This window comes from Bradyrhizobium sp. USDA 4503 (genome assembly GCF_054055815.1).
In genome coordinates this window covers 3,105,711-3,129,080 of record NZ_JBSRXS010000001.1, presented here as the reverse complement: position 1 = coordinate 3,129,080, position 23,370 = coordinate 3,105,711, and the positions used below count along the sequence as shown (strand labels likewise).

Genomic DNA, 23,370 nt, shown 5'->3' with positions numbered 1-23,370 from the left:
CAGCAAGCCGTCCTCACGCGGCTACGCCAAGCAGCTTTGCTGCGGTCCGCCCGAGAATATTGGCCTTGTCATCGTCGCTCAGCGACAACGAGGCGAAGATGTGGTCGACCGGTGCCAGTTGCCATGGATAGGGATAGTCGCTTCCCAGCACGATCTGACCGGCGCCAACCTGGGCGACGAGGTGCCTGATCGCCTCCGGCGTGAAGATCAGAGAGTCGAAATAAATCTGCTTCAGATACTCCGCCGGCGCCTTCTGGAGCTTGATCTCCGGATTGCATCCCTTGGGTCCAACCAGACAGGCATGGTCCGAGCGGTCGGCGTACGAGCCGAGATAACCGCCGCCATGTGCGGCGATGATTTTCAGTCCCGGGAAGCGATCGAGCGTGCCCTCGAAGATCAAATGGGAGAGTGCGATCGTCGTCTCGAGCGGATTGCCGATCGTGTTGCCAAGCCACCCATTGCCGGAGAGCCGCTTGTTGAGCTCGGGCACGCCCTGCGGATGGATGAACAGGGGGACGCCGAGTTCCTCGGCCTTGGCCCATATTGGATGAAACTTCGGATTTGAGAATTCGGTGCCATCGACGACACCGCCGATCGCCGCGCCCTTCAACCCCTGCTTTTTCACCGCCGTCTCCAGCTCCTGCACCGCAAGGTCCGGTGCCTGCAGCGTCAGCGAGGCGAAAGCCGCGAACCGGTCGGGCTTCGAGGCACACAGTTCGGCGAGCTTTTCATTCTGGATTTTCACGATCTGCGCGGCAAGGTCGCGGTCGCGGTCGTACCAGAACGGATTGATCGAAAGCACCTCCATGTCGACGGCCTGCGCGTCCATCGCAGCCAGCCGCTTGTCGATCTCGACAAAGGCCTCGGAGGCGCCGTTGACCGGCGGCAGTTGATATTTTCCGGCGTCCGCGCCGAGCAGCGCGCCCGCCTCGCGGAAATGGCAATGCGCGTGAATGTCGATCGTCTTGACACGCTTGCCGTTGACCGTGACCGGCAACTGCTGGCGCGATTGCTGCGCATTTGCGTTGTGGACGAGCCCGCAGCCGCAGAACACGATGCCTGCCGCCGCCGTTGCTCCCGCTTTCAGGAAATCCCGCCTTGTGGCCATGACGATCGCCTCCCTGGTTGTTTTGTTATGGACGGGGAGCGTAGGGATGCTGGCTAGTGCTCGCAAGATCACACGCTGTGCGTGTCGCGCAATGTTGATCTGCTCAGACCGGCTTGATCCCCGCCTTTGCGATGATGTCGCGCCATTTCGGCACTTCGTCCGCAATACGCCTGCGCATGCCGTCGGACCCGTTCGCAAGCACCTCGAAGCCGTCGTTGCGCAGCTGTTCCGCGATCTTCGGCGTCTTCAGAATCTCGATCGATTTCGCCGACAGCAACGCGACAAAGGAGGAGGGCGTATTCGCAGGCGCGAGAAAACCCTGAAAGGTGTCGGAGACGAAATCCCTGTAGCCGAGCTCGATCATGGTCGGCACATCAGGCAAATCGAACCATCGATGGGTTCCGGTGACCGCCAATGCTTTCAATGCCCCTGACTCGATGTGCGGATGGGCAGGCGGAAGCGCCGCGAAGGCGACCTGGGTCGTTCCGCCCAGGATCGCCTGGATGGCGGGACCGGCGCCCGAGAACGGCACATGTGTCATCTGGAGCTGGCCCATGATCTTGAGCAGCTCGCCGGCGAGATGAGGCGTCGTCCCGAGGCCTGGGCTGGCATAGTTCAGTTCGTCCGGGTGGACCTTAGCGCGTGCGATCAGCTCGGCGATTGAATTGATCCCGAGCTTCGGATCGACCAGGATCACGTTCGGTGACGTGCCAAGCTCGGCAATCGGCGCGAAGTCCCTGACCGGATCGTACGGGATCTTGGCGTAGAGGCCGGGATTGACGACGTAGGCGCTCGACGTGATCAGGAGCGTATAGCCGTCGGGCTCGGCATGTGCGGCAATGCCGATTCCGATATTGCCACCGCCACCGGGGCGGTTCTCAACCACGATGGTCCCGCCGAGCGCTTCGCCAAGATGGGTGCCGAGGATGCGGGCCATGATGTCGGTCGGTCCGCCCGGCGCAAACGGCACGATGACCTTGATCGGGCGTTCCGGGTAGCCGGCGGCCTTGGCCTGCCCGGCAAGACCAGCGATCGCAAGCGCGCTGCACCCTTTCAGGATCGAACGACGCGAGGGACCGGCGGATCTACCTGTCATCGGATATGCCCCCGCATCACGATCTAAAGGTCGAATACCGCTACGGCGCGGATCGGCGACGCCGTCCCGTCGCGCCATTTCATCGGCAGACCGATAAAGGTGAATTGCCCCTGGCCGAGCAGGGCTTCCAGATTGCACAGGCTTTCGATGTGGGTGATGTCGAGATCGAGGCAGGCCTTGTGGACGAGCAGGTTCTCGTCGCTGTCGGGACCTGGACGCATCGAGTCGATACCGAAATGAACGATGCCTTGTTGCGCCAGCCACTCGGTCGCCGCGACATTCACGCCGGAATTGTCGGTCGCATATTCCTTGCGCGGAAACGTCCGGGCATGGTGGCCGGTGCAGAGCAGGACGGTGCCGCCCATCGGGATCGGTTGTCCGGCCTTCGTCACGGCAGTTTCGAGGTCGGAAGGGGTGATCTCGGCACGCGGCGCAATGTGGCGAAGGTCGAGACAGATGCCCGGTACAATGCACTTTTCCAGCGGATATTCATTGATCGGTATGCCGCTGGGGCCGAAATGCCGTGGCGCGTCGATGTGGGTTCCGCCGTGGTCAGGCATCGAGATGAACATCGATGCCAGACCATAGACGTTTCTCGATTCCGCCAGGGCTTCCTCGTGGTTCTTCCACATCCCGTGCATGATGGGCGGATGGCCGGGATAGCTCGGCGTGCGGTGATAGAGCTCTCGGCTCAGGTCAATGATCCTCACGACGGGTGCCCTTTCTTGACGGAGCTGGCGCAGGCGCGCTTCTGCCCACAATGCTGACGCGTTTGCCACGCTTGCGCAAGATGGCGCTTGCCCTCGGTGTCGAACCTGAAGCAAATCGGGAAAGTGTTGCATTCCGGCATGCGTCGCCGAAGGGAGGATTCACGTGACCGACTATTGCAAGCTATTCGATCTCACCGGCAAGACCGCCGTCGTGCTGGGAGCGGCCTCAGGAATCGGCAAATCCTCGGCCGAAGCGCTGGCCTCGCTCGGCGCGCGCGTGCTCTGCGCCGATCGCGCACAGGAAGGCGCGGAGGCAACGGCCGCTGCAATCCGGCAGCAGGGCGGATCGGCAACGTCAGCCAGCTGCGATGCGGCCGATCGTGCCGACGTCGAGGCGCTGGCGGCGAGGGCGCTGGCGGAATTCACGCGGATCGACATCGCGGTGACGACGCCGGGACTGAATATCCGCAAGACCATCCTCGATTACACCGAGGAGGATCTCGACCGCGTCATCAACCTCAACGTCAAGGGCACGGTCTGGTTCTTCCAGGCGTTCGGTCGCACCATGGTCAAGCAACAGGGCGGCAGCCTGATTGCATGTTCCTCGGTGCGTGCCGTGACCATCGAGCCGGGACTTGCAGTCTATGGATCGACCAAGGCGGCGATCGGCCTTCTGGTCAAGGGCTTTGCGTCCGAGGTCGGGCGATCCGGCGTTCGCGTCAATGCGATCGCGCCGAGCATCGCGGAGACCGCATTGACCGGTCCGTTCAAGCAGCGGCCCGATATCTACAACCTCTATGCCGGTCATACGGTGTTCAATCGCTGGAGCAGCGCCGACGAGGTCGCGACCGCGGTCGCCTACCTTGCATCGGACGCGGCGAGCTATGTCAGCGGCAGCACGCTGTTCGTCGACGGCGGCTGGACCGCGGTCGATGGACCGCCGACCGGTCTCACGCAGCTGGCGCGCTAGGTTGCGTCGGAAACGAAGCCAGCCTGGCTGCGGGCCTGAGACGTTTCCGGCGACGTCAGTAGCGCGATCAGGCGTTGCGCCTGCGATGCCGACGATGCCTGCGTCGGGATCGCAGCCGTATACATCGTCGCGAGCCCGCATTCCGACGGCAAGGCGCCCGACAGCACGACGCCAATGGTGCTAATGATCTCGGTCGATTGCGTGCAACCGATCGGCTGCCGGTCATTGGACTCCGCCAGATGCCGCATCGCGGTCGCGCCATTCGGAAAGATTCTCAGTCGATCCGCGACGACATCAGCGATGCCGAGCTGCGCCAGCAGCTTGGCGACATGAATTCCGGCCGTCGACGCCTTCGTATCGGGCACGAAGATCGCGTCCGCCGCGAGCAACGCCGCACGCAGGCTGACCGCGTCGTCGGCGCTGACCAACCGATCGCCGGCCCGAACTGCGAGGGCGGTTTCAACCCGGCCGATGTCCGTGATCGAGCTGCGCAAGACCAGCCCTTCGTCGGCGAGCTTCGCGATCAGAGCGGCGGTCAGGATGACGATGTCGGTCGGTACGCCGGCGCGCAATCTGTCGGCCATGGCGCCGACCGCGCCAAAATCGCCGGCAATGCCGAGGCCGGTTTCAGCTTCAAATGCTGGCGCGAGGCTGCGCACAAGGCCCTGCGCCGCACCGCCGCTCAGGATGTTCAACGTCTTCATGTGCACTGTTCCTTCGCTCGCGGTCTTTGCCGCTGCGCGCTTACTGGGGCTTGTCCAGCCTTTTGACGACGCCTGCCCACTTCACGATATCGGCGCGCAGGAATGCGCCGAACGCCTCCGGCGTCATGGTCATCGGCACCGCGCCCTGCGCGGCCCAGAGCTTCTCGAGCTCCGGCCGCCTGATCGCCGCATTCACCGCCGCGTTGAGCTTGTCGACTATCGGCTTCGGCGTGCCCGCCGGAGCCATCAGGCCGAGCCAGATCGTCGCCTCATAGCCGGACACGCCCGCCTCGATCACCGTCGGAACGTTGGGCAGCACCGTCGAACGAGTCTTGCCGGTCGTTGCGAGCGCTCGCACCTGGTTTTCGGCGACATTCGGCGCCATCGCGGGAACGGCATCGATCATCATCTGGACCTGGCCGCCGATGACGCCGCCGCGGGCTTCGCCGCTATTGCGGTAGGGCACGTGCACGACGTCGATCCCGGCCATGGCTTTGAACAGCTCGCCCGCCATGTGATACGGCGTGCCCTGACCTGACGAGGCATAGTTCAGCTTTCCGGGCTGGGCCTTTGCGAGGGCGATGAACTCCTGCAAGGTCTTTGCCTGCACGGCGGGGTGGACCACGATCACGAGATCCGAAGTGTTCAACGACGCGATCGGCATCAGGTCGCGCATCAGCTCATATTTGCGCTGCGGTACCAGCGATTCGTTCGCGGTCTGGGTGTTCGACATCATCAGGAGGGTGTAGCCGTCGGCCGGTGCCTTTGCGACCTCGAGCGTGCCGATCACGCCGCCGGCGCCGGTGCGGTTTTCCACCACGAAGGGCTGGCCGAGGCTTTCCTGCAAGATGCTGCCGATTTGTCGCGCGACGACGTCGGCCGGACCGCCGGGACCGAAGGGAACGATGATCCTGACCGGCCGTGCAGGATAGTCTTCGGCGTCAGCATATGAGCCTGACATGGACACGGTCAGCAACGCCGCGACAAACACCAAGGCGTATCGCAGGCTCACCATTGACTGAATCCCCCAACTTTAGTCTTGTTTCTTGATCAGAAGTCTAGCTGCAACTTGAAGCTTCTGTCGACGACAGACTCCGTTTTCGCGCATTGGAATCAGAGCGGGAGGACGGTGTACTCAAACTTCGCCATCGCGTGCGGGGAATCATATGAGGAAACATCCTGGGCTATCGCGCCGCGACATGCTGAAGGGCTCGGGCGCCGTGCTCGCTGGGGCCGCCCTTTCGACGCGCGTGATGGCCGCCGCGCCACCTGCGGAACCGGTGACGCCGACGTTGATCGAAGCGGCGAAGAAAGAGGGGCAGGTCGTCTACTACACGTCGACCGATCTGCCGGTTGCCGAGAAGCTGGCAAGGGCATTTGAAGCCAAATATCCCGATATCACCGTGCGCGTCGAGCGCACCGGCGCCGAGCGCGTGTTCCAGCGGGTCGGCCAAGAATACTCCAGCAACATTCATGCCGTCGACGTCGTCAATTCCTCCGACGCCGCGCATTTCATCGTGTGGAAGCGCGACGGCATTCTCGCGCCCTATGTTCCGGAGGAGGTCGCGAAATACTACCCCGAGGAGCATCGCGACGCGGACGGGCAATTCGCAAGCTTCCGGGTCTGGTTGTCGATCATTGCCTACAATACCAATCTCGTGAAGGCCGAGGAGGCGCCCCAGAGCTTTGCCGATCTGCTCGATCCGAAATGGAAGGGCAAGATCGTCAAGGCGCATCCCGGCTATAGCGGCACCATCATGACCGCGACCTATCAGATGCAGCGCGATCTCGGCTGGAGCTTCTTCGAGAAGCTCGCCAAGCAGAACATCATGCAGGTGCAGTCCTCGACGGATCCACCCAAGAAGCTCGATCTCGGCGAGCGTGCGGTGATGGCCGACGGCAACGAATACAACATCTTCCAGATGAAGGAGGCCGGCCGCCCGGTCGAGCCGGTCTACGCCACCGAGGGGTCGCCGATCATTGTCGGCCCCAACGGGATCTTCAAGGACTGTCCGCATCCGAATGCCGCCAGGCTGTTCCAGTCGTTCGCGCTCGGGCGTGAGGGCCAGCAGCTCAATGTCGAGATCGGCGGCCTCAGATCCGTCCATGCACAGGCCAAGGAGAAGGCTGGACGCAGGCCGCTAAAGGACATCAAGACGATGAAGGACGATCCGGTGGCGGTGGAGCGGGAAGGGGAATCGATCAAATCGCACTACACCCGCATCTTCCGCGTCTGATGGGACGGCTCAGGCCAATAGCTGCCCGTCCGGGCGCCTGCCGCATGGCACGTGCCCGGATTTCGCGCCGGCTGGGTCGATAATGCCCCTCGGCGGAGGCGGCATTTGATGTTACCAATTTGGCCATGAACCAGCATGCCAAGGTCGACATCCGCCATTCCACCTGTCCGCACGACTGCCCCTCGGCATGTGCGCTCGACGTCGAGGTGATCGAGGGACGCTCGATCGGGAGGGTGCGCGGCTCAAAGCAGCAGACCTATACGGCCGGTGTGGTCTGCGCCAAGGTGGCGCGCTATGCCGAGCGGATTCATCACGCCGAGCGGCTGATGTATCCGCTGCGCCGGACCGGCCCGAAGGGCTCCGGCCTGTTCGCGCGGATCTCCTGGGACGAGGCACTGGACGAGATCGCGGCGCGCTTCGACGCGGCCGAGCGGGAGTTCGGCGCCGAGTCGGTCTGGCCCTATTACTACGCCGGCACGATGGGGCTGGTGATGCGCGACGGCCTCAACCGGCTGTCGCATGTGAAGAAGTATTCGCGCTTCTACGGCACGATCTGCGCAACCATCGCGCGCATCGGCTTTGCCGCCGGGACCGGCAAGATCGCCGGCGTCGATCCGCGCGAGATGGGCGTCTCCGACCTCGTCGTGATCTGGGGCACCAATCCGGTGAACACCCAGGTCAATGTGATGACGCATGCATCCCGCGCGCGCAAGGAGCGCGGCGCGAAGATCGCGGCGGTCGACGTCTACAACAACGAGACCATGAAGCAGGCCGACATCAAGATCCTGCTGCGGCCGGGGACGGACGGCGCGTTCGCCTGCGCTGTGATGCATGTGCTGTTCCGCGAGGGATTTGCCGATCGCGATTATCTTGCGCGCTATACCGACTGCCCGGACGAGTTGGAGGCGCATCTGAAGACGCGCACGCCGGAATGGGCTTCAGCGATCTCGGGCGTGCCGGTCGACGAGATCGAGGCGTTCGCGCGGCTGGTCGGGACGACCAAGCGCTCGTTCTTCCGTCTCGGCTACGGGTTCACTCGTAGCCGCAACGGTGCCGCCCAGATGCACGCTGCCTCGTGCATCCCCGCGGTCACCGGTGCCTGGCAATATGAGGGCGGCGGCGCGTTCTTCAACAATGCCGCAATCTGGCGTTTCGACGAGTCGATCATCGAAGGCCACGACGCGATCGATCCCTCGACGCGGGTGCTCGATCAGTCCAAGATCGGCCGCATCCTCACCGGCGACCCCGAAGCGCTGCGCGGCGGCGGGCCGGTCAAGGCGATGCTGATCCAGAACACCAACCCAATGACGGTGGCGCCCGAGCAGGCGCTGGTGCGCCGGGGCTTTGCGCGCGAGGATCTGTTCGTCGCGGTGCACGAGCAGTTCATGACCGAGACGGCGCAGATGGCCGATATCGTGCTGCCGGCAACGATGTTTATGGAGCACGACGACCTCTATTACGGCGGCGGTCATCAGCACATCTCGGTCGGCCCGAAGCTGATCGATCCGCCCGGCGAGTGCCGCTCCAATCACGAGGTGATGCAGGGGCTCGGCCGCCGCCTCAACGCCGTGCATCCCGGTTTCGACATGACGCCGCGCCAGCTGATCGATGCGACGCTGAAGAAGAGCGGGCACGGCGACATCGACACACTCGAAGCCGAGCTGTGGCGCGACCTGCAGCCTGATTTCCGCACCTCGCATTATCTCGACGGCTTCGCTCATGCCGACAAGAAGTTCCACTTCAAGGTCGATTGGGGCAAGGTGCCGGTCGGCACCGGCGGGCTGATGGGGGCGTGGGACAAGATGCCCTCGCTGCCCGACCACTGGACCATCATTGAGGAGGCGGATGCGCAGCATCCGTTCCGGCTTGCGACCTCGCCGTCCCGCAGCTTCCTCAACACCAGCTTCAACGAAACGCTGTCGTCGCAGGCCCGCGAGGGCGCGCCGACCGTGATGATCCATCCCGACGATGCGGCTGATCTCTTGATCGCCGATGGCGACGCGGTGACGCTCGGCAACATGCGCGGCGAGACCACGCTGACCGCGAAACTGTTCGACGGCGTTCGCCGCGGCGTGCTGATCGCCGAGTCGATCCATCCGAACAAGTCCCATATCGGCGGGCGCGGCATCAACATGCTGACCGGGGCGGAGGCCGTCGCACCGCTCGGCGGCGCCGCGTTCCACGACAACAAGGTCTGGGTCCGGAAGGCATCGACCAGCGGATAAATCCTGCTTGCAGTCGGCGCCGATCCTGCCGCAAATGTCGGCTGACGACGGCACACGGGCAAGAAAACAGGCAGGAAACATGACCGACAACAGCGTTCTTCTCGAAAAGCGCGGGCAGGCGTTCTGGATCACCATCAACCGCCCGGACAAGCGCAACGCGCTCAATGCCGCTGTGATCGCGGGTATCGCCAAGGGCTATCGCGAGGCGCATGACGACAAGGACGTCCGCGTCATCGTGCTGACCGGCGCGGGTGACAAGGCGTTCTGCGCCGGCGCCGATCTGCAGAACAGCGGCGCGGCGTTCTCGATGGATTTCTCGCGCCCTAATGTCGATTATGCCGACCTGTTGCGGCTGTCGCAGAACGCGACCAAGCCTGCGATCGCGCGGGTCGGCGGCGTCTGCATGGCCGGCGGCATGGGACTGTTGTGCATGACCGACATGGCAGTCGCGGCCGATGGCGTGATCTTCGGTCTGCCCGAGGTGAAGGTCGGCGTGTTCCCGATGCAGGTGCTGAGCCTGCTGCAATCGATCGCGCCGCCGCGCCTCGTCAACGAATGGGCGCTGACCGGCGAGCCGTTCGATGCCAGGTCCGCACAGGCCGCAGGTCTGCTCAACTATGTGGTGCCGGCGGCCGAGCTCGACGCCAAGGTCGATTGGCTGATCGGGCGCATCGTCGACAAGTCGCCGACGGCGATCCGTCGCGGCAAATACGCGATGCGGGCGATCGCCTCGATGTCGTTCGATGAAAGCATCGCCTACACAGAAAGCCAGATCGCGCTGCTCGCGATGACCGAGGACGCCAAGGAAGGCCTCAAGGCCTTCGGCGAGAAGCGCAAGCCGACCTGGACCGGCCGCTGAAGCATCATCGTGCCGCTTCACCTCGCCCGCATGCGGCCGCCGCAGGGGCGCACTATCAAATATCGAAAAACAACCCCATGCAAAGGAGCCGACGGCGGCCGGCGTTCGACAAGGCAACTTGACACGTCGGGCAAATCAGTGCTTTATTTCCATTATCCCGAAATCGTGCGCTCCTTGCTCGCAACGGCCCGTCTGCGGGGAGAGCCGGAACGCATCACGCGATGCGTTCCGGGTAGGTCGGCTGAGCTCTAGCCCGCGTTGGGCTTCAGGCCGGCGGCTTCGATGCCGGCCACGGCGCAGATCTCGTCATTGTCCGAGGTGTCGCCGCTGACGCCGACGGCGCCGAGCAGGGTCGTGCCGTCCATGATCAGGACGCCGCCGGGGACCGGCACCATCCGGCCCTGCGCCAGCGTGTTCACGGCATCGACGAAATAGGCCTGCTCCTGCGCGCGCTGAAACAGCGCCCGCGATCCCATCCCGAGCGCAAGCGCGCCATAGGCCTTGCCATGGGCGATCTCGGCCCGCATCAGGCTGGTGCCGTCCTGTGCCGCGGTCACCTTCACCGCGCCGCGCGCGTCGAGGATGGTGACGACCAGCGGCTTCAACTTCTTCTCGACGCCCTTGGCGAGCGCGGCATCCAGAATCTTGCGGGCAGTATCGAGCGTAAGCTCAGCCATGGGCCTCTTCCTTTATCGGCAATGATTGGTCGGATTTCGATGTCGCACGTTTCAGGCTCATCGCCAATACGCTGGCGACATGCAGCGGCGTGCGCCCGCTGCCGTCCTTGATCTGGTGCCGGCATGAGGTCCCGTCGGCCACGATCAGCGTGTCCGGATCGGCGCTGCGGACCGCGGGCAGCAGCGACAGCTCGGCCATCTCGATCGAGGCCTGATAGGTGTCGGCGCCATAGCCGAACGCGCCGGCCATGCCGCAGCAGCTCGACTCGATGGTCTTGACGTCGAGGCCCGGCACCAGGCGCAGCACCTTCTCCACCGGCTTGAACGCGCCGAAGGATTTTTGGTGGCAATGACCATGCACGACGGCCTTGCCGGCGACCGCGCCGAGCGGCAAAGCGAGGCGCCCGGCCTCGGCCTCGCGCACCAGAAATTCCTCGAACAGCAGCGCGTGCGCGCTGACCGTCTTGGCGGCCTCATCCGAGCGCAGCGACAGCAGCTCGTCGCGCAAGGTCAGCAGGCAGCTTGGCTCGAGACCGATGATCGGCACGCCGCGGGCCGCGAACGGGACGTAGGTCGCAACCAGCCGGTCAAGCTCGGCACGGGCCTGCTCCACCAGTCCGGCCGACAGGAACGTCCGCCCGCAGCACGGCGGCCGTCCGCCGTTCGATGGCCTCGGCAGATGCACGCGATAGCCGCCGGCGACAAGCACCTCGATCGCGGCGTCGAGATTCTCCCGCTCATAGCCGCGGTTGAACGTATCGGCGAACAGCACCACTTCGCGGCCGTCCGCCGGACCCAGCACCTGGGCGTCGGGCCGGAACGTGTCGCTGCGAAATTCCGGCAACGCGCGCTTGGCGCTGATGCCGGCGAGCTTCTCGAACAGGCCGCGCAGCAGCGGGCTGCGGTTGCGCCAATTCGCGACCGGCGCAAGGCGCGAGGCGAAATCGACATAGCGCGGCAGATAGCCGACCAGCCGGTCGCGCAGCGACAGGCCGTGCGTCGCGGCGCGCGCGGCGAGCACCTCGATCTTCATCTTGGCCATGTCGACGCCGGTCGGGCATTCATGGCGGCACGCCTTGCAGGAGACGCAGAGCTTCAGCGTCTCCATCATCTCGTCGGAGGCGAGCGCGTCCGCACCCAGCTGGCCTGAGATCGCCAGCCGCAACGTATTGGCGCGGCCGCGGGTGACGTCCTTCTCGTTGCGCGTGGCACGATAGGACGGGCACATCACGCCGCCTTCGAGCTTCCGGCAGGCGCCGTTGTTGTTGCACATCTCGACGGCGCCCTGGAAACCGCCGCCGGCGCCGGGATAGGCCGACCAGTCCAGCACCGTCTTCATTTCGCCGACGCGATAGTCCGGCGCGAAGCGGAACAGCGAACGGTCGTCCATCTTGGGCGGATCGACGATCTTTCCCGGGTTGAGCGTGTTGGTCGGATCGAAGCGCTGTTTGACCTCGCGGAAATCGGCCACGATGCGCTGCCCGAACATCGCTTCGTGGAATTCCGAGCGCACCAGGCCGTCGCCGTGTTCGCCGGAATGCGAGCCCTTGTATTCGCGCACTATCGCGAAGGCTTCCTCGGCAATGGCGCGCATTGCCTTGACGTCCTTCTCGAGCTTGAGATTGAGCACCGGGCGCACATGCAGGCAGCCTTCGGAGGCATGCGCATACATCGTGCCGCGGGTGCCGTGCCTCGCGAACACGGCATTGAGCCGCTCGGTGTAATCGGCGAGATGCGGCAGCGGCACCGCGCAATCCTCGACGAACGAGACCGGCTTGCCCTCCTGCTTCATCGACATCATGACGTTGAGGCCGGCGGCGCGGAAATCGGCGATGCCGGTTTGCAGCGCGGGCTCAATGATCTCGACCACGCCGCCCCATTTGCGCTGCGGCTTGTCCCAGCTGAAGCCGAGGTCGGCCATCAGCTCGCCGAGTTGCTTGAGGCGGGCGAGGTTGTCGGCTTGGTCCTCTTCGGCGAACTCGACCACCAGGATGGCGTCCGGATCGCCGCGCACCGCCGCCGAGATGATCGGCTGGAACATCGCGATCTCGCGGCCGAGCGCGATCATGGTGCGGTCGACGAGCTCCACGGCAATGGGCCGCAACTTGACCAGATGCTGGGCCGCGTCCATCGCCTCGTAGAAGCTGCCGAAATGGCAGACGCCGAGCGCCTTGTTGCGGATCACAGGCCACAGCTTGAGTTCGACCTGCGTCGTGAAGGCGAGGGTGCCCTCCGAGCCGACCAGAAGATGCGCCAGGTTGTTCGGCGCGTTGCGCGGCACCAGCGCGTCGAGGTTATAGCCGCCGACGCGGCGCTGCACCTTGGGGAATTTGTCGGCGATCTCGAGCGCCTCGCGCTCGCCGAGATCGAGCATGTCGCGAAACAGCTTCAGTCCGCTGTCGGACGAATTGACCCGCGTCAGGTCGCGCGGCACCTCGCCGAAATGCAGCAGCGTGCCGTCGGCGAGCGCGGCATCCATCGACAGCGTGTTGTCGCGCATCGTGCCGTAGCGCAGCGAGCGGCCGCCGCAGGAATTGTTGCCGGCCATGCCGCCGATCGTGGCGCGCGATGCGGTCGAGACGTCGACCGGAAACCACAGCCCGTGCTTCCTGAGCTGCCGGTTGAGATCGTCGAGCACGATGCCGGGCTCGACCACGCAGGTCCGATTATCGATGTCGAGCGAGATGATCCGGTTCAGATGCTTGGACAGGTCAACCACGATGCCGTCATTGACGGTCTGGCCGCATTGCGAGGTGCCGCCGCCGCGCGGGGTGACGATCCGCCCGGCGTCGCGGACGATCGCGAGCGTCCGGAGCGCCTCGTCGACGGTTCGCGGCACCACCACGCCGGCCGGCATGATCTGGTAGAACGAGGCGTCGGTCGCGTAGCGGCCGCGGTTGAAGGCGTCGAAAAACACGTCGCCGGTCAGTTCGGACCGCAGGCGCTGTTCGAGCGAGGAGACGTTCTTCATCCCAGATCCGATGTGATCCATGATACGACAATGAGTTGCTCATGGATTATGCATTCTCTCGACGTGAGAATTACATTATGAATTCATAATGGGCAAGGATAGCTGCATGGGCAAGGATAGCTGCCCTCCAGCCTTCCTTTAGCCGACCCCTTTAGTCGTTCTGGGGCGTCGTCTCCAGGTCGCCGTCCGGCCTCTCCGCGAGGTGATCGATGGCGGCGGCCCGCTTGTTGCGCAGGTGCTGGAACAGGATGTCGCTGAGCTCGCTTGCCGCGCGCCGGCGCAGCGCATCAAGGATCGCCTCGTGCTCGCGCATCGCCTCGGCCCAGCGCTGCCGCTTGCGGGCGAAATTGGCGGAATAGCGCACGCGGCGGATCCGGCCGGCGAAATTGGCGTACGCGGCCTTCAGCGTCTCGTTGCGCGCGGCCGCAACGATGCTCTCGTGGATTTGCTGGTTCGTCTGGAAATAGCCGTGCATGTCGCGATGCAGATAATGGCCGTACATCTCGTAGTGCAGGCGCTCGATCGCGACGATTTCCTCGTCGGTGATGATCTCGCATGCCAGTCGTCCGGCGAGGCTCTCGAGCCCGGCCATGACGTCGAACAATTCCTCGAGGTCGCGCGAGCTGAGCCGGCGCACCCGCGCGCCGCGGTTGGGCAAGAGCTCGATCAGGCCCTCGGCGGCCAGCACCTTGAGCGCTTCGCGCAGCGGCGTCCTTGAGATACCCAGCATCTCGCAGAGCTGCCGCTCGGGAACGCGGGCGCCCTCGGGAATGTTGCCCTCCACCACATAGTCGCGGAGCCGCAGCAGGATCTCGCCGTGTAGCGAGGCCTCCTGGCGGTCGCCGCCGTTGCCGGCGGCTGGCGGGGTGATTGGAACCCCGGCTTCGGGAATCGCGGATTTCATATTCTGAACAATAATTTGCCGGCGCGGTCGCGTCGATGCTCTCGATCGAATACCAAAATTGGATTGAAAAGACAAAAAATGAATGCAAAATAGCTCGTAGAGGAGCCGAAATCCGGCGATTGGGAGGTTCTCATGCATCAAGGGCGCCATTTTCTGCAGATTCCAGGGCCGAGCCCGGTCCCGGATCGCATTCTTCGCGGGATGGATATGCCGGTCATCGACCACCGCAGCGCCGAATTCGCCGCGCTCGGCCGTGCCGTGCTCGAGGGCAGCCAGAAGGTGTTTCAGACCAGGGGTCCCGTGGTGATCTTCCCGTCGTCCGGGACCGGCGCTTGGGAGGCCGCGATCGTCAACACGCTGTCGCCGGGCGACAAGGTCCTGATGGTCGAGACCGGCCACTTCGCCACGCTGTGGCGGCAGATGGCCGGCCGCTTTGGCATCGAGGTGGATTTCATGGCCGGCGACTGGCGCCGCGGCGCCGACCCCGCCCAGATTGAAGCCAGGCTTGCCGCGGACACGGCGCACAGCATCAAGGCGGTGATGGTCGTCCACAACGAGACCTCGACCGGCGCGACCAGCCGGATCGCCGACATCCGTGCCGCGATCGACCGCACCGCGCATCCGGCGCTCCTGATGGTCGACACCATCTCCTCGCTGGGCTCGGTCGATTACCGGCACGACGAGTGGAAAGTCGACGTCAGCGTCAGCTGCTCGCAGAAGGGCTTCATGCTGCCGCCCGGCCTCGGCTTCAATGCCATCTCGGAGAAAGCGCGCGCCGCGTCGCGCACCAACAAGATGCCGCGCTCCTATTTCGACTGGGAGGAAATGCTGAAGCCGAACGCCAAGGGCTTCTTCCCCTACACGCCGGCGACGAACCTGCTCTACGGGCTGCGCGAGGCGATCGCGATGCTGCTGGAGGAGGGGCTCGACAACGTGTTCGCCCGCCATCAGCGGCTGGCCGCCGCGACGCGCGCCGCCGTCAATCAGTGGGGACTCGAGGTGCTGTGCCAGGAGCCTTCGGAATTCTCGCCGGTGCTGACCGCGGTGATGATGCCGCCCGGCCATGATGCCGATCAGTTCCGCAAGGTCGTGCTCGACAATTTCAACATGTCGCTCGGTGCCGGCCTGTCGAAGGTCGCAGGCAAGGTGTTCCGCATCGGTCATCTCGGCGAGTGCAACGAGCTGACGCTGCTTGGCGCGCTGACCGGCGTCGAGATGGGATTGTCGGTCGCCGGTGTGCCGCACCGCCCGGGCGGCGTCGAGGCGGCGATGAAACTTCTCGAACAGCGCGACCAGCGCAATACACCGCCGCATCTGAAAGTCGTCGGCACCTAGCAGCCAGCGCGTCAACAAACTCAAAAAAATCGCAGGGGAGGGGATATGAGGCTTCGGTTCAAGGCCACCCATGTCGTGTTGGCCATGCTCTGCGTGATGTATTTCATCACCTATGTAGACCGAGTGAACATCGGCACCGCGGCCGGCGAGATCCAGAAGGAGCTCGGCCTGTCCAACACCGAGCTCGGCCTGGTGTTCTCGGCCTTCGCTTATCCATATCTGCTGTTCCAGGTGATCGGCGGCTGGGTCGGCGATCGCTTCGGGCCGCGCCAGACCTTGTTCCGGTGCGGCATGATCTGGGCCGCGGCGACCATCATGACCGGCTTTGTCCATGGCCTTGTCGCGCTGTTCGTCGCGCGTTTCGCGCTGGGGTTCGGCGAAGGCGCGACGTTTCCGACCGCGACGCGCGCGATGCAGTACTGGACGCCGGCGAACCGCCGCGGCTTCGCGCAAGGCCTGACGCATTCATTCGCGCGGCTAGGCAATGCCATCACCCCGCCGGTGGTCGCGCTGCTGATCCTCTGGCTGACCTGGCGCGGCGCATTCGTCGTGCTCGGCGTCGTCAGCCTGATCTGGGGCATCGCGTGGGTCTGGTACTTCCGCAACGAGCCGCGGGACCATGGCTCGATCACCGCGGCCGAGCTTGCGACCTTGCCGCCGCGTCCGCCGGGCGAGCGGCCGAAGGTGCCGTGGGGACCGCTGCTGCAGCGGATGTGGCCGGTGACGCTGACCTATTTCTGCTACGGCTGGTGCCTGTGGCTCTATCTCAACTGGCTGCCGCTGTTCTTCAAGAACAACTACAGCCTCGATCTGAAGAACTCGGCGCTGTTCGCATCCGGCGTGTTCTTTGCCGGCGTCGTCGGGGACAGCATCGGCGGCGTCATCTCCGACCGCATTCTCGAGCGCACCGGCAATGTACGGCTGGCGCGACTCAGCGTGACGGTCGTGGGCTTCGCCGGCGCGCTGCTGTCGCTGATGCCGATCCTGTTCGTCCACGACATCACGGTGGTGGCGCTCTGCCTGTCGGCCGGCTTCTTCTGCGCCGAACTCGTGATCGGGCCGATGTGGTCGATCCCGATGGACATCGCGGCGAAATATTCCGGCACCGCCGCCGGGATCATGAACACCGGCTCGGCCTTCGCGGCCATCGTCTCGCCGCTGGTCGCCGGCTTCGTCATCGACGCCACTGGAAACTGGTACCTGCCGTTCCTGATGTCGATGGGCCTGCTGCTGGTCGGCGGCTTCTCGGCGTTCCTGATGCACCCCGAGCGGCCGTTCGAGGAGACGAACGAATCGGTGGTGCCGGGCAAGGTGGTGGCCGCCGAATGAGGCGCAGCAGGCCCGGCGGAGCGCCGTCAGATATGCATGACGGACCCCCGCCGGGCCTAGGACAAACCCGGCGAATAGTGATATGCGAGCGGCTCACCACGACCAAGACGAGACCGGGAAAGACGCTCATGACCGTGCATACTGGAAGGCATTTTCTGCAGATTCCGGGACCGACCAACGTGCCGGACCGGGTGCTGCGGGCCATGGATATGCCGACCATGGACCATCGCGGTCCGGAGTTTGCCGAGATCGGTTTCGCCGTGCTTTCCGCGATGCAGCGCGTGTTCCGCACCAAGCAACCCGTGATCATCTACCCGTCGTCGGGGACCGGTGCCTGGGAGGCCGCGATCGTCAATACGCTGCAGCCCGGCGACAAGGTTCTGATGTGCGAGACCGGCCAGTTCGCCGTGCTGTGGCATGGCATTGCCGACAAGTTCAAGCTCGACGTCGATTTCATCTCAGGCGACTGGCGCCACGGCGCCGACCTCGAGCAGATCGAGGCCAGGCTGTCCGCCGACAAGGCGCACAAGATCAAGGCGGTCTGCGTGGTCCATAACGAGACCTCGACCGCCTGCGTCACCTATCCGCGCGACGTCCGCAAGATCCTCGACACGCTGAAGCATCCGGCGCTCTTGATGGTCGATACCATCTCCGGCCTCGGCTCGCTGGAATATGAGCACGATGCATGGGGCATCGATGTCTCCATCGCCGGCTCCCAGAAGGGGCTGATGCTGCCGCCCGGCCTCGGCTTCAATGCCGTGTCCGAGAAGGCGCTCGCCGTGGCCAAGGCCAATCCGGGCATGCGCTCCTATTGGGATTGGCAGGAAGTCATCAACATCAACAAGGCCGGCACCTGGCCCTATACACCGGCGACCAACCTGCTGTTCGGCCTGCGCGAGGCCGTGAAGATGCTGGAGGAGGAGGGCCTGGAGAACGTCTTCACCCGCCACAAGCGCCACAGCGAAGCGACCCGCGCGGCGATCAAGGTCTGGGGCCTCGAGACACAGTGCCAGGAGCAGGGCGCACACTCGCCGGCGCTGACCGCGGTGCGGGTGCCCGATGGCCACGACGCCGACCACTTCCGCAAAGTCGTGCTGGAGAATTTCGACATGTCGCTCGGCACCGGCCTCAACAAGGTCAAGGGCAAGGTGTTCCGGATCGGGCACATCGGGCACTTCAACGACCTGATGCTGATGGGCACGCTGTCCGGCGTCGAGATGGGGCTTGATCTGGCCAATGTGCCGCATCGCAGCGGCGGCGTGCTGGCGGCGATGGAGGTCCTGAAGGGCCGCGACGCCGCGCAGTCGAAGGCTGTCGCTTAAAAAGGCTGTCGCCTGAAATCGAATCGCAAACAACAGAAAGAGCGAGACATGAACGCGCCCGTCAATTCGACCGAAGACCTGATCTATTCCGTCGAGGACGGGATCGCGCGCATCACGTTCAACCGGCCGCAGGCGCGCAATGCGCTGACCTTTGCGATGTACGAGCAGATGGCGGCGATCTGCGAGAACATCAATCAGGATCACTCCATCAAGGCGCTGATCATGACCGGCGCCGGCGACAAGGCGTTCGCCTCGGGCACCGACATCTCGCAGTTCCGGGCGTTCAAGACGGCGCAGGATGCGCTCGACTATGAGGCGCGGATCGATCGCGTGCTGGGAACGCTCGAGCAGTGCCGCGTGCCCGTGATCGCGGCGATCGCCGGCGCCTGCACCGGCGGTGGCGCCGGCATCGCCGCCTGCTGCGATATCCGGATCGGCACCGAGGCGACGCGGATCGGCTTCCCGATCGCCCGCACGCTCGGCAACTGCCTCTCGATGTCCAACATCTCGCGGCTGGTGTCGCTGATCGGTCCGGCGCGGACCAAGGATCTGATCTTCAAGGCGCGCCTCGTCGAGGCGCCGGAAGCGCTGGCGCTCGGGCTGTTGAACGAAGTCGTCCCCGATGTGGAAACGTTGCAGCGCCGCGCTACCGAGACGGCGAAGCTCGTCGCCGGCCACGCGCCGATCACGCTCGAAGTGACCAAGGAGGCGGTGCGCCGCATCCGCCGCACGCTGTCGCGCGAGGAGGGCGAGGACCTGATCCTGCGCGCCTATATGAGCGAGGATTTCCGCGAGGGCATGGACGCCTTCCTCAACAAGCGCGCGCCCAACTTCAAGGGCAAGTGACAGCGGCTTCAGGTGCCGTCGCAACCACAGTTATCCATTGTTGAGCGATGCTGGAGCGACGGTTCTCGTTCACAACTTCCGCCGCGGAGTATGGGTCCCTGCTTTCGCACTAGCGTGTCTACACGGTTTTGGGCGCGACAGATTGACTCGGTGCAGCAAGAAGTGGCGTCTCTGCAGCATGTTGTATGATTCTCTCACTGGCGCTTTGATTCGAAGGAGCGCCAGCGATGCAGCCGGATTTGTCTTTGGGTGAGTTCGGGGACGTTCGTCTCGACAAAAGGGGGCGACGCTTCTCCGGGCTATGCTTTGCACGCGCAGCGTCTGCTTGCGCCAGATGGCCCGGGGCGATTGGGCTGCCAATATGGCGTTCTGGCGGTTTGTGAACAACCCCCAAGTCACGATCGATAAATTGATTGAGGGCTGGAGCACGCAGACGCGGACTGCGGTCAGCGGGCGTCATGTGCTGGCGATCCAGGATACGAGCGAGGTCAAGTTCCAGACCCAGGCGGGACGGCGGCGCGGGCTGGGCAAAGTCGGCAAGGGCAATGCTCGCGGCGTGCTGTTGCATGCGATGATGGCGGTGGATGCCGACAGCGGGGTCTGTCTTGGCCTTACTGGCGGCAACGTTTGGACGCGCAAAGGCAAGGTAAAAATCCCGCATGAGCGGCGCGCCTTGGCCGACAAGGAGTCGGCGCGCTGGGTGACGGCCGCCGAGCAAGGCCGCGACGTCCTGGCAGATGCCCGCATGATCACCGTCGTCAACGACCGCGAGGGGGATTTCTTTGCTCACTGGGCGCTGACGCCAGCTGAGAATGTCCATCTTCTGTCGCGTGCCATGCACGACCATGCGCTGGTCGATGGCGACACACTTTATCAGGCGGTCGAGCGGAGCCGCTTCTGCGACAACGCGGTGATCGATCTGCCGCAGCGAATGGATCGGCGCGGCCGGCAGGCCCATCTCTCGATGCGCTTCGGAACCGTCGTGCTCAAGCGGCCGCAGAGGCCCGGCGTCACCGACTTGGCGGAGGGCATCAAACTCAGCTTCGTAGAAGTGGTCGAGTTGCATCCGCCGAGAGGTGCGGAGCCCATTCGCTGGCTGCTCCTGACCACTCATCCGGTCGCCACCGCTAAAGACGCCTGGCAGATCGTCTCCTGGTACCGCCAGCGCTGGATCATTGAGCAACTCTTTCGCTCGCTGAAGAGCCAGGGTTTGCGCATCGAGGATAGTCAGATCGAGAGCGCCGAAGGCCTGATCAAGCTCGTGGCGGTCGCCACCAGAGCGGCATGTATCGTCATTCAACTCGTTCAGGCCCGCAACAGTGGCGAAGAATTGCCGGCTGAATTTGTCTTCACCGCAGAAGAGATCGAGACGCTCAGGGCCATCAACAAAACCATGAAAGGTCGCACCGAGCTTCAGAAAAACCACCATCGCCCCAACACCCTTGCTTGGGCGGCATGGATCATCGCAAAACTCGGCGGATGGACCGGCTACGCCTCCCACCGTCCACCTGGACCAATCACCTTCCACACCGGAATGGCCCGCTTCCAAATCCTCGCAAATGGCCCGACAAACGTGTAGATGCACTAGTGCTTTCGCAGGGACGACAGCGAACAAGCTGTTTGAAAGTTGAATCAAAACTCACCCCGTCATCCTGAGGTGCGAGCCTTGCGGCGCAATTGCGCCGCTGGGCGAGCCTCGAAGGATGCACGGCCCGGCTGGTGGCCGTCGATCCTTCGAGACGCGCGTTCCGCCCTCTCAGGATGACGGGACTGTTGCAAAGCGGTTATGCGAAACGACGCACGCACCTCATTCCAAAGTCATAGGCCATGCGGCAGTTCGCGGCTTGAACTCACCTTCATTCTCGGCACAATGACGCGAGCTCGCCACCTCGCAGGTTTTGCCAAGCCGAACAAATAGATAGGGAAGAAACACGTGGGACAGATTGTAAAAACCACGGCTGCAATCGCGGCCCTCTTGCTAAGCACGCCGGCCTTTGCCGGCTGGGAGCCGAGCAAGCCGGTCGAAATCGTGGTCGCGGCCGGTGCCGGCGGCGCCTCCGACCAGATGGCGCGCATGATGCAGGCGGCGATCCAGAAGAACAATCTGATGAAGCAGCCGATGGTGGTGTCGCTGAAGGGCGGCGCGTCGGGTGCGGAAGCGCTGATGTACATGAAGTCCAGCGAGGGCGATCCCAACAAGGTGCTGATCGCCTATTCGCTGATCTACATGCTGCCGCTGTCGGCCAAGATTCCGTTCAACTGGCGCGACCTCACCCCGGTGTCGGTGATCGCGCTCGACCAGTTCGTGTTGTGGGACAACGCCTCCGGTCCGAAGACCGTGAAGGAGTTCATCGCTGCCGCGAAAGCGGCGAGCGCGCCGTTCAAGATGGGCGGCACCGGCTCCAAGCGCGAGGATCACGTGCTGACCGTCTTCATGGAGCAGAAGACCGGCGCGAAATTCTCCTATCTGCCGTACAAGTCTGGCGGCGAGGCCGCGACCCAACTGGTCGGCGGTCACACCGAGTCCAACGTCAACAATCCCAGCGAGAACCTCGAAGTCTGGCGCGCCGGACAGGTTCGTGCGCTCTGCGTGTTCGACAAGGAGCGCATCTCCTACAAGACCAAGGTCACCGACACGCAATCCTGGAACGACATCCCGACCTGCAAGGAAGAGGGGCTCGACGTGCAGTACCTGATGCTGCGCGCGATGTTCCTGCCGGGCAAGGTCACGCAGGAGCAGCAGGCGTTCTATGTCGACCTGTTCCAGAAGGTGACGCAGACGGCTGAATACAAGGACTACATGGAGAAGCAGGCGCTGAAGCCGATCTTCCTCACCGGCAAGGACATGGTCGAGTTCCTCGAGGATGACGACAAGCAGAATGCCTCGCTGATGAACGCGGCAGGGTTCGTCGCGAAGTAGCGGATCCGCTGTCGTTCCGGGGCGATGCGAAGCATCGAACCTCAGATGCGCAATTGCGCATCGGGGAATCTCGAGATTCCGGGTTCACCCTTCGGGTGCCCCGGAATGACTGGGCCGGCTGCTTTCCTGTTAGCTTGGAATTGCCTTGCAAGTGGCAGCGGCGCGGTGATTACTGCGCCGCAGTATGGCCGAACGTCCGGCGAGCCCGATCGGGCTCGGTCACCCCTCCGGCGCCGTTGCGGGACCGTGAGGAGCGATCATGACCAAAGCCGTGTTGGGGATCATCGGTGGATCCGGCATCTACGATCTGCCGGGCCTGGAAAATGTCCGCGAGGAGGCGATCACAAGCCCCTGGGGCGAGCCGTCGGCGCCGCTCCGCCGCGGCGAGATGGCGGGACTGCCGATCGTGTTCCTGCCGCGCCACGGCCATGGACACGCCCTGTCGCCGTCCGACATCAACTATCGCGCCAATGTCGATGTGCTGAAGCGGGCAGGGGTCACCGACCTCGTCGCACTGTCCGCGTGCGGCTCGTTCAAGGAAGAGCTGCCGCCGGGCACTTTTGTATTGGTCGACCAGTTCGTCGATCGCACCCACAAGCGCGAGAGCTCGTTCTTCGGCAAGGGCTGCGTCGCGCATGTCTCGATGGCGCATCCGGTGTCCCCCTTGCTGGCGAGGCATCTCGCCGCCGCTGCCCAGGCCGAAGACATCGCGTTCGCCCGCGGCGGCACCTACCTCTGCATGGAGGGGCCGCAGTTCTCCTCGCTCGCCGAAAGCCTGACCTACAAGGCGCAGGGCTATTCGGTGATCGGCATGACCAACATGCCGGAAGCCAAGCTCGCCCGCGAGGCCGAGATCTGCTACGCCAGCGTGGCGATGGTCACCGATTTCGATTGCTGGCATCCGGCCCATGATGCCGTGACGGTGCAGGATATCATCCGCGTGCTGAATTCGAATGCGGAGAAGGCAAAGGCGCTGGTCGCGCGGCTGGCGCGGGATTTCCCGCGCGAGCACGAGCCGTGTCCGGTCGGTTCGGATCGGGCACTGGACACCGCGCTGATCACGGCGCCCGCGGCCCGCGATCCGCAGCTGCTGGCCAAGCTCGATGCCGTCGCCGGACGGGTGTTACGGTCGTGAAGAAGTCCTCCAGGAGCGCGCG

General features: G+C 64.2%; 19 protein-coding genes. 11 read left to right on the top strand and 8 right to left on the bottom strand.

From position 1 onward, the window contains the following. Nucleotides 1-13: 13 nt before the first annotated feature. The 3 genes from ACVMIH_RS15275 to ACVMIH_RS15265 all read right to left on the bottom strand — a co-directional run bounded on the left by ACVMIH_RS15275 (nt 14) and on the right by ACVMIH_RS15265 (nt 2,965). A complete protein-coding gene (locus ACVMIH_RS15275) occupies nt 14-1,108 on the bottom strand; it encodes an amidohydrolase family protein (protein ID WP_456862391.1) in 1,095 nt (364 codons plus the stop codon). A gap of 103 nt (nt 1,109-1,211) precedes the next feature. Next, a complete protein-coding gene (locus tag ACVMIH_RS15270; RefSeq protein ID WP_229188845.1) occupies nt 1,212-2,204 on the bottom strand; it encodes a Bug family tripartite tricarboxylate transporter substrate binding protein in 993 nt (330 codons plus the stop codon). 23 nt (nt 2,205-2,227) lie between these two features. Beyond that, the gene (locus ACVMIH_RS15265; RefSeq protein ID WP_456785452.1) at nt 2,228-2,965 is read right to left on the bottom strand and encodes a cyclase family protein; all 738 of its coding nucleotides are present in this window, start codon (nt 2,963-2,965) and stop codon (nt 2,228-2,230) included. Between the two features lie 112 nt (nt 2,966-3,077). On the opposite strand from ACVMIH_RS15265, the gene ACVMIH_RS15260 reads away from it, so the two are divergent. Then, nucleotides 3,078-3,884 carry an SDR family NAD(P)-dependent oxidoreductase gene (locus ACVMIH_RS15260; protein WP_456862388.1) on the top strand — a complete coding sequence of 269 codons (807 nt, stop codon included), beginning with the start codon at nt 3,078-3,080 and terminating at the stop codon, nt 3,882-3,884. Here the strand turns inward: ACVMIH_RS15260 and ACVMIH_RS15255 are convergent. After that, nucleotides 3,881-4,588: a molybdate ABC transporter substrate-binding protein gene (locus tag ACVMIH_RS15255; protein ID WP_057020499.1), complete on the bottom strand. Its 708-nt coding sequence runs from the start codon at nt 4,586-4,588 to the stop codon at nt 3,881-3,883. The genes ACVMIH_RS15260 and ACVMIH_RS15255 overlap by 4 nt on opposite strands. Nucleotides 4,589-4,628: 40 nt before the next feature. After that, nucleotides 4,629-5,549 (bottom strand): tripartite tricarboxylate transporter substrate-binding protein, encoded by a 921-nt coding sequence (locus ACVMIH_RS15250; RefSeq protein ID WP_375166682.1) that lies wholly within the window; start codon nt 5,547-5,549, stop codon nt 4,629-4,631. 205 nt (nt 5,550-5,754) lie between these two features. On the opposite strand from ACVMIH_RS15250, the gene ACVMIH_RS15245 reads away from it, so the two are divergent. From ACVMIH_RS15245 to ACVMIH_RS15235, 3 genes are all read left to right on the top strand, one after another. After that, complete coding sequence (locus tag ACVMIH_RS15245) at nt 5,755-6,825, top strand: substrate-binding domain-containing protein (protein WP_038386991.1); 1,071 nt, start codon at nt 5,755-5,757, stop codon at nt 6,823-6,825. Between the two features lie 125 nt (nt 6,826-6,950). Continuing rightward, nucleotides 6,951-9,050 carry a molybdopterin oxidoreductase family protein gene (locus tag ACVMIH_RS15240; RefSeq protein ID WP_456862385.1) on the top strand — a complete coding sequence of 700 codons (2,100 nt, stop codon included), beginning with the start codon at nt 6,951-6,953 and terminating at the stop codon, nt 9,048-9,050. Between the two features lie 79 nt (nt 9,051-9,129). Beyond that, complete coding sequence (locus ACVMIH_RS15235; RefSeq protein WP_057020636.1) at nt 9,130-9,909, top strand: enoyl-CoA hydratase/isomerase family protein; 780 nt, start codon at nt 9,130-9,132, stop codon at nt 9,907-9,909. 248 nt (nt 9,910-10,157) lie between these two features. Here the strand turns inward: ACVMIH_RS15235 and ACVMIH_RS15230 are convergent, their stop codons facing one another. The 3 genes from ACVMIH_RS15230 to ACVMIH_RS15220 all read right to left on the bottom strand — a co-directional run bounded on the left by ACVMIH_RS15230 (nt 10,158) and on the right by ACVMIH_RS15220 (nt 14,461). Then, nucleotides 10,158-10,586 carry a GlcG/HbpS family heme-binding protein gene (locus ACVMIH_RS15230; protein WP_057020496.1) on the bottom strand — a complete coding sequence of 143 codons (429 nt, stop codon included), beginning with the start codon at nt 10,584-10,586 and terminating at the stop codon, nt 10,158-10,160. Beyond that, a complete protein-coding gene (locus tag ACVMIH_RS15225) occupies nt 10,579-13,557 on the bottom strand; it encodes an FAD-binding and (Fe-S)-binding domain-containing protein (RefSeq protein WP_456862383.1) in 2,979 nt (992 codons plus the stop codon). Before ACVMIH_RS15225 ends, ACVMIH_RS15230 begins: the two co-directional genes overlap by 8 nt. Before the next feature lie 151 nt (nt 13,558-13,708). Next, nucleotides 13,709-14,461: a GntR family transcriptional regulator gene (locus ACVMIH_RS15220; RefSeq protein WP_456862381.1), complete on the bottom strand. Its 753-nt coding sequence runs from the start codon at nt 14,459-14,461 to the stop codon at nt 13,709-13,711. 132 nt (nt 14,462-14,593) lie between these two features. Here ACVMIH_RS15220 and ACVMIH_RS15215 point away from each other — a divergent pair, with 132 nt between their 5' ends. The 7 genes from ACVMIH_RS15215 to ACVMIH_RS15185 all read left to right on the top strand — a co-directional run bounded on the left by ACVMIH_RS15215 (nt 14,594) and on the right by ACVMIH_RS15185 (nt 23,348). Beyond that, entirely contained in the window at nt 14,594-15,796 is a 1,203-nt protein-coding gene (locus ACVMIH_RS15215) for a pyridoxal-phosphate-dependent aminotransferase family protein (RefSeq protein ID WP_456862379.1), read from the top strand. Nucleotides 15,797-15,841: 45 nt separating this feature from the next. After that, nucleotides 15,842-17,125 carry an MFS transporter gene (locus ACVMIH_RS15210; RefSeq protein WP_456862377.1) on the top strand — a complete coding sequence of 428 codons (1,284 nt, stop codon included), beginning with the start codon at nt 15,842-15,844 and terminating at the stop codon, nt 17,123-17,125. Between the two features lie 128 nt (nt 17,126-17,253). Continuing rightward, complete coding sequence (locus ACVMIH_RS15205; protein ID WP_456862374.1) at nt 17,254-18,447, top strand: pyridoxal-phosphate-dependent aminotransferase family protein; 1,194 nt, start codon at nt 17,254-17,256, stop codon at nt 18,445-18,447. 48 nt (nt 18,448-18,495) lie between these two features. Continuing rightward, the gene (locus ACVMIH_RS15200; protein ID WP_456862372.1) at nt 18,496-19,293 is read left to right on the top strand and encodes an enoyl-CoA hydratase/isomerase family protein; all 798 of its coding nucleotides are present in this window, start codon (nt 18,496-18,498) and stop codon (nt 19,291-19,293) included. Nucleotides 19,294-19,627: 334 nt separating this feature from the next. Beyond that, on the top strand, nt 19,628-20,872 hold the full coding sequence (locus ACVMIH_RS15195) for an IS4 family transposase (protein WP_456785505.1): 1,245 nt from the start codon (nt 19,628-19,630) through the stop codon (nt 20,870-20,872). A gap of 363 nt (nt 20,873-21,235) precedes the next feature. After that, nucleotides 21,236-22,213, top strand: coding sequence for a Bug family tripartite tricarboxylate transporter substrate binding protein (locus tag ACVMIH_RS15190; protein ID WP_370144256.1), 978 nt, complete (start codon nt 21,236-21,238; stop codon nt 22,211-22,213). Nucleotides 22,214-22,472: 259 nt separating this feature from the next. Then, nucleotides 22,473-23,348 (top strand): S-methyl-5'-thioadenosine phosphorylase, encoded by an 876-nt coding sequence (locus ACVMIH_RS15185; RefSeq protein ID WP_456862370.1) that lies wholly within the window; start codon nt 22,473-22,475, stop codon nt 23,346-23,348. Nucleotides 23,349-23,370: the final 22 nt, after the last annotated feature.

Coding starts and splice junctions, on each gene's coding strand:
- ACVMIH_RS15275 (WP_456862391.1), bottom strand. CDS start 1,108: ATGGCCACAAGGCGGGATTTCCTGAAAGCGGGAGCAACGGCGGCGGCA.
- ACVMIH_RS15270 (WP_229188845.1), bottom strand. CDS start 2,204: ATGACAGGTAGATCCGCCGGTCCCTCGCGTCGTTCGATCCTGAAAGGG.
- ACVMIH_RS15255 (WP_057020499.1), bottom strand. CDS start 4,588: ATGAAGACGTTGAACATCCTGAGCGGCGGTGCGGCGCAGGGCCTTGTG.
- ACVMIH_RS15250 (WP_375166682.1), bottom strand. CDS start 5,549: ATGTCAGGCTCATATGCTGACGCCGAAGACTATCCTGCACGGCCGGTC.
- ACVMIH_RS15245 (WP_038386991.1), top strand. CDS start 5,755: ATGAGGAAACATCCTGGGCTATCGCGCCGCGACATGCTGAAGGGCTCG.
- ACVMIH_RS15240 (WP_456862385.1), top strand. CDS start 6,951: ATGAACCAGCATGCCAAGGTCGACATCCGCCATTCCACCTGTCCGCAC.
- ACVMIH_RS15235 (WP_057020636.1), top strand. CDS start 9,130: ATGACCGACAACAGCGTTCTTCTCGAAAAGCGCGGGCAGGCGTTCTGG.
- ACVMIH_RS15230 (WP_057020496.1), bottom strand. CDS start 10,586: ATGGCTGAGCTTACGCTCGATACTGCCCGCAAGATTCTGGATGCCGCG.
- ACVMIH_RS15225 (WP_456862383.1), bottom strand. CDS start 13,557: ATGAAGAACGTCTCCTCGCTCGAACAGCGCCTGCGGTCCGAACTGACC.
- ACVMIH_RS15220 (WP_456862381.1), bottom strand. CDS start 14,461: ATGAAATCCGCGATTCCCGAAGCCGGGGTTCCAATCACCCCGCCAGCC.
- ACVMIH_RS15215 (WP_456862379.1), top strand. CDS start 14,594: ATGCATCAAGGGCGCCATTTTCTGCAGATTCCAGGGCCGAGCCCGGTC.
- ACVMIH_RS15210 (WP_456862377.1), top strand. CDS start 15,842: ATGAGGCTTCGGTTCAAGGCCACCCATGTCGTGTTGGCCATGCTCTGC.
- ACVMIH_RS15205 (WP_456862374.1), top strand. CDS start 17,254: ATGACCGTGCATACTGGAAGGCATTTTCTGCAGATTCCGGGACCGACC.
- ACVMIH_RS15200 (WP_456862372.1), top strand. CDS start 18,496: ATGAACGCGCCCGTCAATTCGACCGAAGACCTGATCTATTCCGTCGAG.
- ACVMIH_RS15195 (WP_456785505.1), top strand. CDS start 19,628: ATGGCCCGGGGCGATTGGGCTGCCAATATGGCGTTCTGGCGGTTTGTG.
- ACVMIH_RS15185 (WP_456862370.1), top strand. CDS start 22,473: ATGACCAAAGCCGTGTTGGGGATCATCGGTGGATCCGGCATCTACGAT.